Here is a 12,472-nt window from a genome sequence, read left to right as displayed (position 1 = left end):
CGCCCGCCCGAACGCCACCGCCGGCAACACGGCAGGTAGCGGGCGGCGGCGGATCTCGCAGCAGGCCGGATGGTCGATGGCGGGCGGCCGGAAGTGGTCAGCCGAGGGCTTCGCCGATGCCCTCCACGTCGCCGGGGCCGCCCTCGGGGCCGACCTCCTCGTGCTTGCCCGTCGCCGGGTCGTAGACGGTCACCGACTGCGGCGGAGTGTCCCTGGGGCGGCCGAAGACCAGTTCGGAGCCGTAGAAGGCGACCGGCCAGTCACCGCCGGGCAGGGTGGGCACGACCTGGTCGCCCGCGCCCCGCTCGTCGTCCGGAGACAGCACCGTCGCCGAGTCGCCCCAGGCCACCGCCAGGCGTCCGTCCGGGGAGACGGCCAGGGCCGACATCGGATGGCTGGACGCCGCGCAGGCCCGGCACCCGGTTTTCCTGATGGGGCCGGTCCGGTCGTTGATGTACGCCATGCCGCAGCGCGGCGCGGTGACCGCCCATCGGCCGCCGGGCAGGTGCGCCACTGCCGCGCCATACCCGCACTCCTCCGATTCTCCGTCGTACTTGACCGCGGCAAGCTTCTCCGCACGTACGTCGTCGATCACGGTGACGGCGCCCGTGCTCCGTGCGGACCTGAGCCGGCGCTGCCGCCCCGGGCCGTCCGCGCGCTCACGCGGCGCTCCCACGATCAGCCGCAGCCGCCCGTCCGGCAGCGGGCCGAGCGCCAGGGACTCGCCGAAGTTGTCGCCCTTCTCGCTGTTGCCCGGCACGCCGTCGGTGTCCTGGGTGATGCGGCGAGGAGCGGCCGCGCCGGAGAAGACGTACACGGCCCCGGCCTCGCCGGCGCCGTCGCGCTCCTTCTCCATGGGCGCTCCGACCGCGATCGTGCCGCCGTACGCGGCCACCGAGCTGCCGAACCTGGCGTTCTGCTGCGGCTCGGGCGAGACGATCTTGCGGTACGGGCGGGCGCCGCCGCCGTACAGGACGTAGACCGCGCCCGCGCCGCCCTTGCCGTCCACCTTCGTGTACGGGGCTCCGACGACGATGTCGGCGCAGCCGTCGGCGTCCACCCGGGTCAGCGTCACCGACGCTCCGATGGCGTCGGCCGCCTCGTCGGGGATGGCGAGCGGGACGAGCCTGCCCGCCGTCAGCAAGGAGACCTGGCCGCCCGTGAGCGCCCTGTTGCCGACGGCCACATCGTCCCGGCCGTCACCGTCGAAGTCCCGCGCCCCCGCCTTCGTACAGTCGGCCACTGAGCCGTCGGATCTCCCCTGGCCCGGAGTGGCTGCGGGCGCCGCGGAGCCGGGTGCGGCCGGCGTACATCCGGCCAAGCTGACAAGCACCGCCACTACCGCCGGAACCACCGGCACAGGTCGCCAGAGCATAGGCGGATTATTCACGACATCGCCGCCACACACCCGCCCGTCCCGCCACCGGGCGGCCACCGACCGCCCCAAGCGCACGCAGCCGTCACGCCGGCCGAGGGCTGGACGGGGCTCAGCCCGCACGCGGGTTCCACACCCGGCCGAGGGCTGGGCGGGGCCTGGTGCGCGGCGGCGGAGCGTGCTGTGATCGCAGCGGCCGTCGCGCCCCTGCCTCGGCGCGGCGAGTTTGAGCGTTTCGGAATTTGTCATGAAACCGTGCGTTGACAGTCCGAAATGTGGGCTTTTCGATGAAGGAAAGTGAGCGAACTCGGGGGAATCTGAAGGGTCCGGCAAGGAGGCACCCACATGGACCAACCGTCGCCGATCTCCCGTCGCAATCTTCTCTTAGGAGCCGCCGCCTTCGGCGTTCCCGCCGTCCTGACAGGCTGCGGCTCGGACGCCCCATCGCCCGGAGGAGGAGGCGGCGATCTGGGCACGGTCACGATCGGCTCGAACGCCTCCGACGAGATCCCCAAGAAGACGCTGGAAGCCGTGGTCAAGGGGTTCACCCAGGCCACGACCAGGATCAACACCGTCGATCACAACACCTTCCAGGAGAACATCAACCGCTACCTGCGCGGCACCCCGGAGGACGTGTTCACCTGGTTCGCGGGGTACCGGATGCAGTTCTTCGCCCAGCAGGGCCTCGCGGTGGACATCTCGGACGTGTGGCAGGAGATCGGCGCGGACTACACGCAGGCGTTCAAGGATCAGTCGACGGGCGTGGACGGCAAGCAGTACTTCGTCCCGTTCACGTACTATCCGTGGGCCGTCTTCTACCGCAAGAGCGTGTGGGAGGAGCGCGGTTACGAGCCGCCCGCGACGCTGGACGAGCTCACCGCGCTGTGCAGGAAGATGAAGTCCGACGGCCTGATCCCGATCGCGTTCGCCGACAAGGACGGCTGGCCGGCGATGGGCACGTTCGACATCCTCAACATGCGGATCAACGGCTACGACTTCCACATCTCGCTCATGGGCGGCAAGGAGTCGTGGACGGACCCCCGGGTGAAGCAGGTGTTCGACACGTGGCGGGGGCTGATGGAGTTCCACCAGCCGGCCGCGCTGGGACGTACCTGGCAGGAGGCCGGTCAGTCGCTGGCGCAGAAGAAGACCGGGATGTACCTGCTCGGGATGTTCGTCGCCCAGCAGTTCCCCGAGGCCGACCGGGACGACCTGGACTTCTTCACGTTCCCGGAGATCAACCCGGCGTACGGCACCGACTCGATCGACGCGCCCATCGACGGCTACATGATCTCCGCCAAGGCGAAGAACGTGGAGGGCGCCAAGGCCCTGCTCAAGCACTTCGCGCAGGCGTCCTCGCAGAACATCGCCACGAAGATGGACCCGGGCACGCTGGCCGCCAGCTCCAAGGCCGACACCTCCGGCTACAGCCCGCTGCAGAAGCGCGGCGCGGAGCTGGTGTCGAAGGCCAAGCACATCGCGCAGTTCCTCGACCGTGACACCCGGCCCGACTTCGCCTCGACCGTGATGATCCCGTCATTGCAGACGTTCATCGACAAACCCAACGAGATCGACTCCCTGCTGGCCGGCATCGAGCAGCAGAAGGCGAACATCTTCCGCTGATGGCCGTCAAGACCCGTCGCTACTCCGCCCGCGACGTGACCGTGCTGGTCATCGGGCTGGGGGTGGCCATCGCCGTCAACGTGGGCCTCATCTGGGGGCCCACGCTGGCCTCCATCGGGCTGTCCGGCACGAGCTGGAGCGGCATCGGGCCCATCGAGTGGGTGGGCGGGCGGAACTACCACGACCTGGCGGCGGAGTATCCGCCGTTCTGGTCGGCGGTCCGCAACAACGTGCTGTGGCTGGCCTTCCTCGGGCTGGTGGCGACGCCGTTCGGATTGTTCTGCGCGGTGCTGCTGGACCGGCGGCTGCGGCTGTCGCGGTTCTACCAGAGCGCGCTCTACATGCCGGTGGTGCTGTCGCTCGCGGTGGTGGGCTTCATCGCCCAGCTCGTCTACTCCTCCGACTACGGCGTGCTGAACGCGGTGACCGGGCTGAGCGTGGACTGGCTGGGCGACCGGTCGATCAACATCTGGGTGGTCATGGTGGCGGCGGCCTGGCGGCACGTCGGATACGTCATGATCATCTACCTGGCCGGGCTCAAGGCGGTCGATCCGGCGCTGAAGGAGGCCGCGGCCATCGACGGCGCGAACGAGCGGCAGGCGTTCTTCCGCGTGATCCTCCCCACACTGCGGCCGGTCAACGTGATCGTGCTGGTGATCACGGTGATCGAGGCGCTGCGGGCGTTCGACATCGTCTACGCGATCAACAAGGGCAGGAACGGCCTTGAGCTGCTGTCGGTGCTGGTCACGGAGAACATCGTGGGCGAGGCGAGCAGGATCGGGTTCGGCTCGGCGATCGCGGTGATCCTGCTGGTGATCTCGCTGGGGTTCATCGCCACGTACCTGTCGCAGCTGTTCAAGGAGGAGCGATGACGGTCACCGCCCCCGCGTCCGCTCCCCCGTCGCAGGCGGTCACGCCGCCGGCGCGCCGCCCGGTCCGGCCGCTGCGGGTGCTGCTGCACGCGTTCCTGGTGCTGGTGGCGCTGGGGTGGCTGCTGCCGCTGGCGCTCGCCGTGTACGCCTCGCTGCGCCCGTACGAGGAGACCGCCCGCCTGGGCTACTTCTCGCTGCCGGAGAGCCTGACGCTCGGCTACTACGCTCAGGCGTGGACGCAGGCCGAGCTGCCCCGCTACTACCTCAACACGCTGTACGTGGTGGTGCCGGGCGTGCTGGTGACGCTGCTGCTGGCCTCGTTCACGGCGTTCGCGATCGCCCGGCTGCGCATCCCGGGGCGCAAGACGCTGCTGATCGTGTTCACCGCGGGGAATCTGCTGCCGCCGCAGGTGCTCATCACGCCGCTCTACACGCTCTACACGATGGTGCCCCTGCCCGCGTGGCTGTCGGACTCGCAGTCGCTGTACGACTCCTACCTGGGGCTGATCCTCATCCACGTGGCGTTCCAGTTCGGCTTCTGCGTGTTCGTGCTGGCGAACTTCATGCGCACGATCCCGGAGGAGATCTCCGAGGCGGCACTGGTGGACGGCGCGGGGGTGTGGCGGCGGTACTGGACGCTGACGCTGCCGCTGTGCCGTCCGGCGCTGGCGGCGCTGGGCACGCTGCAGTTCACCTGGATGTACAACGACTTCCTGTGGGCGCTGGTGCTGATGTCGTCGGGCGACAAGCTGCCGGTCACCTCGGCGCTGAACAACCTGCGCGGCCAGTTCTTCACCGACTACAACCTGCTGGCCGCCGGGGCGATGCTGGTGGCGCTGCCGACGCTGATCGTCTTCCAGCTCCTGCACAAGCAGTTCGTGGCCGGTCTGACGCTGGGGTCGACGAAGGGGTGACGCTCGTCAGAGCAGGGCGCGGAAGCGGGCGGCCACCTGGTCCCACGACCACTCGGCGGCGATCCACTCGCGGCCGGCCTCGCCCATCTTGCGCGCCTTGTCGGGGTCGGTGAGCAGCTCGATCACCGCCTCGGCGATCTCGCGGGGGTCCTCGCCGTTCACGACCAGGCCGGTCTCGCCGGGACGTACGGCATCGGGCGCGCCGCCCGACCGGCCCGCGATGACCGGCAGCCCGGTCGCCGACGCCTCCAGGAACACGATGCCGAGCCCCTCCACGTCCACGCCGCGCAGGCGGGTGCGGCACGGCATCGCGAAGACGTCCGCAGCCGCGTAGTAGCCGGGCAGGTCGGCCGCCGGGACCGTGCCCGCGAATCTGATCGACTCGTGCCCGGCGGCCAGCCGTTCCAGCGTCCGCCGATACGAGCCGCCGCCCACCAGCAGCAGCACCGCGTCCGGCACCGAGCGCAGCACCCGCGGCCAGGCCCTGATGAGCCGGTCCTGGCCCTTGCGCGGCACCAGCCGCGACACGCACACCACCACCGGGCGGCCCGCGAGCCCCAGCCGGGCCTTGGCCGGCCGGTCGGCCGGGGCGGGGCGGAACTGCTCGACGTCCACGCCGGGCGCGAGCCGTACCAGCTTGTCCTGGGGGATGGCGGCGGCGAGCCTGGCGCGGGTGTAGTCGCCCAGGTACGTCACCACGTCCGCGTGCTCCCCGATCCTGCGCAGCACCGAGCGGAAGCCGGGCGCGCTCGCCCACGACGCCTCGTGGCCGTGGGTGAGCATCACCATCCGCTCGGCGCCCGCCCGGCGCAGGCGCGGGGCGAGCAGGCCGAGCGGCGCCGCCGCCCCGAACACCACGGTCCGCGCGCCGCACGCGGCGACCAGCCCGGCCGCCCTGCGGGCGACGGCCGGGGTGGGCAGCATGAGGCGCGTCGGGTGCCGCACCACACGGTACGGCTGGCGCCGGTCGAACTCGGCGCTGCCCGGCCAGGCGGGGGCGTAGACCGTCACGCCTGGCGTGCGCAGCGCCAGTCCGTGCACGAACGACTGGATCCCGCCCGTGCGGGGCGGGAAGTCGTTCGTGACGAAGAGCACGGGATGTGTCACGGCAGGGGTACGCCGTTCAGCCGCGCCCACGCGCGGGCCATGGCGATGCGCTCGGGACTTGACGGATGGGAGGCATAGAGCACATATTCCACCGCATTCGGCGTCAAGTCGGAAATGTTGGTTGTGGCCAGGCGCTTCTGCATGGCGATGAACGTGGCCGGATCCCGCGTCAGATCCAGCGCGTGCACGTCGGCCCTGGCCTCGATGTGGCGGCTGATGAGGTTCTGAGCCGGGCCCAGCAGGAACCCGCCGATCGTCATCAGCCCCATGAGCGCGCCGACCGCCCTCGGATCGGTGATCGACATGACCTTCGTACGCCGCCGCAGCGGGTCGAAGATCACGTACAGCAGGATCGCGCCGAAGGCCGAGCCGAGCGCGCCGATGAGCGTGCCGTGCAGCACGTCGTCGTACTTGGCGTGGCCCAGCTCGTGCGCCACGACCAGCTCCACCTCCTTCTGCGGGGCCTGGAGCAGCGTGTCGTAGACGACGATCCTGCGGGTGGCGCCGAAGCCCGACACGTACGCGTTGAGCGCCGTCGTCCTGCGCGAGGCGTCGGCCACCAGCACGTCCTTCACCGGCACGCCGTCGCGCGCGGCCATGTCGAGCAGGTTCGTCCGCAGCGTGCCCTGCGGCATCGAGGTGAAGTCGTTGAACAGCGGCTCGAACACCACCGGGTAGACGAACGACGCCGCCACCGTGAACGCGAACGCCCCGGCCGCCGCCGGGATCCACCAGCGCCGCACCTTGCGGGCCAGCGCCACCAGGACCAGCAGCATGAGACAGAGCAGGCCCGTCTCCACGCCCAGGCTCTTCAGCCGGTCGGCCGTCCAGCCCGCCCAGTCCTGCGTGGACAGGCCGTACTCGCGCAGGATCGTCTCGAACCACATGCCCAGGGGCCACCTGAGCGCCTCGACGATCGCCGTGATCACCACCGTGCCGAGGATCACCCGCAGCCACCACGGGCCCCTCAGCCAGGTCAGCACCTTCGCGCCGAACGGGGTGGCCACCAGCACCCCGGCGAAGATGAGCGTGAGCGCCAGCGACAGGTAGCTCGGCAGGCTGGTCGCCGCGTCGAACGCCTCTCCCCTGGCGATCTGGGCGGCGGTGAAGTCGCGGGCCGGGTCGGGCGGGCCTCCGGTCAGCACGTCCCAGGGCGTGGTGAACGCGGCCACGGCGATGATCACGATGCCGAGCAGCACCAGCGCCAGGGCCGCCTGGCGGCGCAGGGCCGGGGTGGTGGTTCCGCGTTCGTCCATGCCCGCACCCTTCCCGCTGCTCAGGGCCTGAACGTGCTCCTTTCCGCCGCCTCCGTCCGAGGCCGGCGTGTTCGTCTGTGTGCCGCTTCCTGCGGCCTCCGCGTCCTGGGCCCGCGTGCCGCTGCCCGCGGCCTCCGCGTCCTGGGCGCCGCTCGCGGCGGGCGCGCCCGGCGGGTGGGCGGCGCCCACCGTGGCCAGCGCCTCCTCCGCCGCGCGAGCGCCGTCCTTCGCCCCCTGGGTCTTCTCCTGGCGGTCCGTCTCCCGGTCGTCCGGGTCTTGTCGTTCGCTCATCTGCCTCCCCTTCACACGAGCTGATCCCGCACGTACGCGCGCCACCGCGCGGTCAGCGTCGCGACGGAGAGCCCGAGCGCGGCGAGTGCCCGATCGGTCCCGCGTACGCGGGCCGCACGGTAGAGCCTCACCAGGGTCCCCTCACCGAACCGGTCAGCGAGGAAGCGACACGCCAGCCAGGCCTCCTGGTACGCCCGCGCGAGCGCGGCAGGGTCGCCGCCGTTCGCCGCGAAAGCCGCAGGTCCGGGCAGAACGGTCGGGAGGCGGCCGGCCCGTACCTCGGCGGCCAGCTCGGCGGCGGCCGTCGTCACGGGCAGCCCGGCGTCGCGGTAGGCGACGTAGTCGGCGAAACCCTCGTACAGCCAGACGGGCAGGCCGCCGGTGCCGGCGACGACATGGGTGAGCTCGTGGGCGAGGACGACGTCCCTGCCCGTGGGGTTGAGCCTGGCGAACGACTCGGGCACGACGATCACCCGTTCGCCGTCGGCGACCGCTGCGAGCCCGTCCACGCCGCCCACCCGGGCCAGCGCGGCGGCCTCGCGGGCATCGGCCGGTACGACGATCAGGGGGCGTACGGGGCGGGCGAGCACCGCCGAGACCCTTCGGCTCGCCGTGTCGGCCCTGCGCGCCAGCTCGCCGAGCCCCGTGGCGTCGTGGCCCACGACCGTGGACCATGTGCCGCGGCGCACGATGTGCGGGCCCGGCCACAGGTCGCGTACCGGCTGGGGCAGGATCGGCGCGCCGGGCAGCGGGGCGGCGGCCGACGCGAGCGAGGCGGCGGCGAGCACCAGCCCGGCCGCCAGGGCACGTCGGCTCACCTGCTCAGGCACAGCCCCGATGGTAGGTGGTCCCCTGACACGCGAGAGCCCCGTCCGGATCGGGGAGGATCCGCACGGGGCTTCTTCACGCGCCGGGACGGACGGCGCCGACGAAGGACGCCTTACGCCATCCGCTCAGCTTGTCGATGCGTACCCGTTCACCCGTCCGAGGTGAATGGATCATTCTGCCTTTGCCGACGTACATGCCCACATGGCCGAGCCCGTTGAAGAACATCAGGTCACCAGGCTGCAGGTTGCGCCAGGAGACCTTCTTCCTGACGCGGGCGAACTGGCTGCTCGCCACGCGCGGGAGCTTGACGCCGGCCTTCCTCCAGGCGTACTGGACGAGACCGGAGCAGTCGAACGAACCAGGTCCGGTGGCTCCGTAACGGTACGGGTCACCGATCTGCTTCTTGGCCACGGCGACGGCCTTGCTGGCCCTCGCCCTCTGCAGGGCGGCTCTGGCGGCCCTCTTGCGGGCCTTGGCCGAGATGGCGGTGCGGGCGGTGGTGGCCGCCTTCACCGTCATTCCGGCCGCCGCACTGGCTTCGCGGGTCGTCGCCGCCTGAGCCTCGGGGGCATGGAGGACCATACCTCCGGCTGTCACAGTCAACGTGAGTGCGACACCACTCAGGGCAAGGCGGGACAGGCGGGGGTTCTGCAGGGATTCAGACAGGATTTCTCCTTGGGTCTTCCACGAACGCCTACCGGGTTAGCTGACGGATTCGGGCGTGGAAGTCGCCCTACGGCGCGATGGCGCGCCGATTCACCCCTGATCCCTTGGGGACGTGGGATCGCTGGGTCCCCGGCTCCGTGCCTCCTGTCTGCACGGATTCGGCAGGTCGCGCCCCGATCGATGAGTGCGATGGGGATGTCGGGGCCGACCGGCGGATATGTAGCTGTCTCACATCGGGAGGGACCGATGATCGGTTCGCGACGACATGGCTTGTCCGCCGCGACGCCAGAAGTTACGCCGAACGGTCACGAATCGGCAAAGCCCGAGTAATGCTGTAAAGATCAGATAGGGGTATTTGTCAGACTCAGAACCGCTGCTGGGACCCCAGGCCCCGTGACCAAAATGTGACCTCACTCACAATTCTTTTCCCGCTGCTGTGTAAGGTCCCATCCGCCACAACTGTCACCTTGGTCACAAACGTGAACATCGTTCCCGCGCGATCTCCGGCCTGCGCGAACGGTTGTTGTGACAGGCGTAACTTCCGAAATTTCCCCGATTTCCGACAGGCCCTAGCAGCAAGATCACGCCCGTGGCCACTGATCAAGTCCGTCGCCACCACGCTCCCTACGAAGTGGCGTAGTAGAAGGAGAGCGACGCGATTCACACATCGAAGAACGGCGACTAAAAGGAATAGCGGCTCCACATGGTGACCGATCGAAAACGGCCGGATGGCAGGCTTTCGGGCCGGTTCCCCGCCCCGCCGGACCGGCCTCGTCACCAAGCCCGAGATCCCCCTGCCACTCGGCTGGATCGCACCCCACCGGATCGGCCGAAGCCGGTTCACCACCCCACCGGACCGGCCGAAGCCGGTTCACCACCCCACCGGACCGGCCGAAGCCGGTTCACCACCCCACCGGACCGGCCGAACCCCGCAGACCGGCCGAAGCCGGTTCCCCGCCCCGCGGAGCGGCCGAATGGGCGGGCGATGGCCTTGGAGGAGCGCTGACAAAAGCGGCCGGCCCGCTCATAGAGGCTGCGCGCTACGTCGCAGACCTTCGTACGAGCGGGCAGGCCCTTGAGAAACGGGTGCAACCAGGCGGGTCACCCCGCCACGTCAGCCTTACGGGCGGATCGCGCCGACGAGGCGGCGGCCGTACGCGGAAAGCTTGACCACCTTGACGACGTCACCCGTCTGCGGCGCGTGGACGATTTGCCCGTTGCCCGCATAAATACTGACGTGCCCCAAACCCTCGCTGAAGATGAGGTCACCGGGCTGGAGGTCGTCGAGCGACACCCGCCGGTTCGCGCCCCACGCCCACTGCTGCCAGGTCGTCCGCGGTAGCCGCACGCCCGCGGCCGCCCACGCCGCCTGAGTGAGCCCCGAGCAGTCGTACCCGCCTGGACCGGTGCCGCCGAACACGTACGGCTTGCCGATCTGCGCGTACGCGAACCGCAGCACCGCCGCGGCGCTTCCCGAGGCGGGCCCGGTGTACTTGAGCCCGGTGCTGTTCGGGTTGCCCGGGTTGTAGGCGCCCAGCCTGTCGAGCAGCTTCTTCTGCTGCGCGATGAGCTTGAGCACCTCCGCGCGCTCCTTCTGGACGGCGTCGCGCTCCTTGTCGGCCTCCTTGAGCGCCTTCTGCGCCTTGTCACGCTCGATCTTCAGGCCCCGGTTCTCCCGGTCGAAGGCCGCCAGCTTCTGCAGCCGTTCCTGGGCGAGCTGCCCGGCCACGGCGAGGCCGGCCAACCTGCCCTGCGGGTCGTTGGAGCCGAAGATTCCAGGCCAGGACGTGAGGTCCTCGCCCAGCTTGTAACTGTCGACGGCCATGCCGACCACCTGAGTGCGGAGGTCGGCGACGGTGGCCAGCTTGCGCTTGTAGCTCGTGTCGAGCTTGGTGTAGGTGCTCTTGGCCTTCTTGTAGCGCTCGGTGGCGGTGTTGTAGCGGTCGACGACCTTGTCCGCCCTGTCGTTGAGCTTCTCCAGCTTGGCCTTCGCCTGGGCGATCGTGGGTTTGGGATCAGCGAGGGCCGCTCCCATCGGAGTCAGCATCAGTCCGAACGCGAGACCCGCGGCCATCGGCACCCGGCCACACCTCACTGTATCGCCTCCCAGGGATCTTAATCTGGGGCGAAATAGTACAGAAGTGGCGCGTGAGGTAAGGCTAAACGCACCAATTCGTAATTATGCGCGGCTAAGCCGGCGCAGCAGCAATCCCGACGGAACGGGTCTCGCACCCATCCGCCGTACGGAGTCGGCGACCTCCCGATCGGAGGAGACCACGGCGATGGCCCGGCCGGGCGGCTCGGCGCGTACGAGCTGGCGGATCAGGTCGTCGGCGATCTCCCCCGGCGCGCTGAACAGCACGCGCACCCCCCGCGGCGCCACCACCTGCACCGGCGCGTTGAGCTCGGCCCCGTCGAAGACCACCGTCACCTCGACCCTGGTCTGGGCGACGAGGCCGCCGAGCGCGTTCATCAGGCGGGTGCGCTGGTCGGCGAGGGTGAGGGTGCCGTAGCCGGTCTTGGTGACGTTGTAGCCGTCGATGATGAGGTGGATCTGCGGCAGCGCGAGGAGCTGGTCGAGCAGCTGCGGGTCGTCGTCGGCCAGGGCGCGCGCGGGCACGCCGCGCACGCTGGGGCGCTCGCCGGTGATCGCGGCGACCGAGTCGGCGGGCCGGCTGATCGTGGTCGGCAGCGCCAGCTCGCGGCGCAGCCCGGCGGAGGCGTCCTGGAGCGCGTCGAGCAGCACGCGAATGCGGGCGTCCTCGATGCTCCTGCCCTCGCGTGCGGCCCGGCGCGATGCTTCGAGCTGCTTCTCCACGTCGGCGAGGCGCTCGCGCAGCCGCCGCAGCTCGGCCTCGGCGCCGCTGCCGGCGTGGGAGGCAGCCGCTCTGGCCTCCTCGGCCGCCCGCTCCATCTCCTCGGCCCGCCGGGTGGCCGCCTTGGCGCGCTCGCGGGCGTCGTGGAGCTTGCGGCGCAGGTCGGAGTTCTCCGCGCGGGCCGCCTTGAGCTGCTCGCGCAGCCGGTCGGCCTCCTCCTTCGCGGCGCTCTTCTGCGCGGCGAGTTGCTCGCGCAGGCGGGCGACCGCCTCCTCGCGCTCGGAGTCCTCCGCCGCCACGGCCGAACGTTCGAGGTCGGCTCGGGCGATTTCGATCATTTCCGCCCAACCGGGCGGCCGGGTCAGGTAGGCTGCCGCCGCCACCAGGACGGGATCGGCCGCCGGTGGCACGTTGCCCTCGGCCAGCGCGGCGACGAGCTCCGGCCAGCCGGCGGCGACGGACTCGGCGACCAGCTCGCGGAACTTCTTGTCGTTTTCGAGCTGTGCCGCGATGGGCGCGCTGCCGAGTTTCGCGCGCTTACGGGGATCGAATTTGGCGATGCCACGCAGGGGTGGCGGGATGGCGGCAGGCGGCATCGAGCCGAGGACCTGAGAGGCCAGGTCCACGACGTTGAGCCTCACCTGCTCGGGAAGCGGGCGAGACAGGCCTTCACCCGCTGAACTCATCCCACTTGTCCCTTCGTGACATGCCCTTTCAGACAAGG

General features: G+C 70.4%; 10 protein-coding genes and 1 riboswitch. Of the genes, 3 read left to right on the top strand and 7 right to left on the bottom strand.

The window, feature by feature from the left end:
* Positions 1 to 97: 97 nt before the first annotated feature.
* Entirely contained in the window at positions 98 to 1,243 is a 1,146-nt protein-coding gene (locus ACFMQL_RS27230; RefSeq protein WP_378787678.1) for a hypothetical protein, read from the bottom strand.
* A gap of 477 nt (positions 1,244 to 1,720) precedes the next feature.
* On the opposite strand from ACFMQL_RS27230, the gene ACFMQL_RS27225 reads away from it, so the two are divergent.
* From ACFMQL_RS27225 to ACFMQL_RS27215, 3 genes are read left to right on the top strand one after another with little or no spacing between them, the layout of a single operon-like run.
* Positions 1,721 to 2,998: an ABC transporter substrate-binding protein gene (locus tag ACFMQL_RS27225; RefSeq protein ID WP_378787676.1), complete on the top strand. Its 1,278-nt coding sequence runs from the start codon at positions 1,721 to 1,723 to the stop codon at positions 2,996 to 2,998.
* Positions 2,998 to 3,870 carry a sugar ABC transporter permease gene (locus ACFMQL_RS27220; protein ID WP_364055176.1) on the top strand — a complete coding sequence of 291 codons (873 nt, stop codon included), beginning with the start codon at positions 2,998 to 3,000 and terminating at the stop codon, positions 3,868 to 3,870. The genes ACFMQL_RS27225 and ACFMQL_RS27220 overlap by 1 nt, the downstream gene beginning before the upstream one ends.
* Positions 3,867 to 4,784, top strand: a complete 918-nt coding sequence (locus ACFMQL_RS27215) for a carbohydrate ABC transporter permease (RefSeq protein ID WP_378787674.1) — start codon at positions 3,867 to 3,869, stop codon at positions 4,782 to 4,784. The genes ACFMQL_RS27220 and ACFMQL_RS27215 overlap by 4 nt, the downstream gene beginning before the upstream one ends.
* Before the next feature lie 6 nt (positions 4,785 to 4,790).
* Here ACFMQL_RS27215 and ACFMQL_RS27210 read toward each other — a convergent pair whose 3' ends face one another.
* The 6 genes from ACFMQL_RS27210 to ACFMQL_RS27185 all read right to left on the bottom strand — a co-directional run bounded on the left by ACFMQL_RS27210 (position 4,791) and on the right by ACFMQL_RS27185 (position 12,434).
* Positions 4,791 to 5,879 (bottom strand): glycosyltransferase family 4 protein, encoded by a 1,089-nt coding sequence (locus ACFMQL_RS27210; RefSeq protein WP_378787672.1) that lies wholly within the window; start codon positions 5,877 to 5,879, stop codon positions 4,791 to 4,793.
* Positions 5,880 to 5,887: 8 nt separating this feature from the next.
* Entirely contained in the window at positions 5,888 to 7,438 is a 1,551-nt protein-coding gene (locus tag ACFMQL_RS27205; RefSeq protein ID WP_378787670.1) for a M48 family metallopeptidase, read from the bottom strand.
* A gap of 11 nt (positions 7,439 to 7,449) precedes the next feature.
* On the bottom strand, positions 7,450 to 8,268 hold the full coding sequence (locus ACFMQL_RS27200; protein WP_378787668.1) for a hypothetical protein: 819 nt from the start codon (positions 8,266 to 8,268) through the stop codon (positions 7,450 to 7,452).
* A gap of 73 nt (positions 8,269 to 8,341) precedes the next feature.
* A complete protein-coding gene (locus ACFMQL_RS27195; protein WP_364055191.1) occupies positions 8,342 to 8,785 on the bottom strand; it encodes a C40 family peptidase in 444 nt (147 codons plus the stop codon).
* A 157-nt stretch (positions 8,786 to 8,942) separates the two neighbouring features.
* Positions 8,943 to 9,106, bottom strand: a riboswitch (cyclic di-AMP (ydaO/yuaA leader).
* A 946-nt stretch (positions 9,107 to 10,052) separates the two neighbouring features.
* Positions 10,053 to 10,967: an NlpC/P60 family protein gene (locus ACFMQL_RS27190; RefSeq protein WP_364055194.1), complete on the bottom strand. Its 915-nt coding sequence runs from the start codon at positions 10,965 to 10,967 to the stop codon at positions 10,053 to 10,055.
* 144 nt (positions 10,968 to 11,111) lie between these two features.
* Positions 11,112 to 12,434, bottom strand: a complete 1,323-nt coding sequence (locus ACFMQL_RS27185) for an NYN domain-containing protein (protein WP_378787666.1) — start codon at positions 12,432 to 12,434, stop codon at positions 11,112 to 11,114.
* Between the last annotated feature and the right edge of the window lie 38 nt (positions 12,435 to 12,472).

The sequence above is a fragment of the Nonomuraea fastidiosa genome (genome assembly GCF_042751225.1).
In the GTDB taxonomy this organism is placed as follows: Bacteria; Actinomycetota; Actinomycetes; order Streptosporangiales; family Streptosporangiaceae; genus Nonomuraea; species Nonomuraea fastidiosa.
This window is presented reverse-complemented; position numbering and strand designations above follow the sequence as displayed.

Bases quoted from the DNA above. Each gene is read 5' to 3' on its own strand.
- ACFMQL_RS27225 (WP_378787676.1), top strand. From the start codon at position 1,721: ATGGACCAACCGTCGCCGATCTCCCGTCGCAATCTTCTCTTAGGAGCC.
- ACFMQL_RS27220 (WP_364055176.1), top strand. From the start codon at position 2,998: ATGGCCGTCAAGACCCGTCGCTACTCCGCCCGCGACGTGACCGTGCTG.
- ACFMQL_RS27215 (WP_378787674.1), top strand. From the start codon at position 3,867: ATGACGGTCACCGCCCCCGCGTCCGCTCCCCCGTCGCAGGCGGTCACG.
- ACFMQL_RS27205 (WP_378787670.1), bottom strand. From the start codon at position 7,438: ATGAGCGAACGACAAGACCCGGACGACCGGGAGACGGACCGCCAGGAG.
- ACFMQL_RS27195 (WP_364055191.1), bottom strand. From the start codon at position 8,785: ATGACGGTGAAGGCGGCCACCACCGCCCGCACCGCCATCTCGGCCAAG.
- ACFMQL_RS27190 (WP_364055194.1), bottom strand. From the start codon at position 10,967: ATGGGAGCGGCCCTCGCTGATCCCAAACCCACGATCGCCCAGGCGAAG.
- ACFMQL_RS27185 (WP_378787666.1), bottom strand. From the start codon at position 12,434: ATGAGTTCAGCGGGTGAAGGCCTGTCTCGCCCGCTTCCCGAGCAGGTG.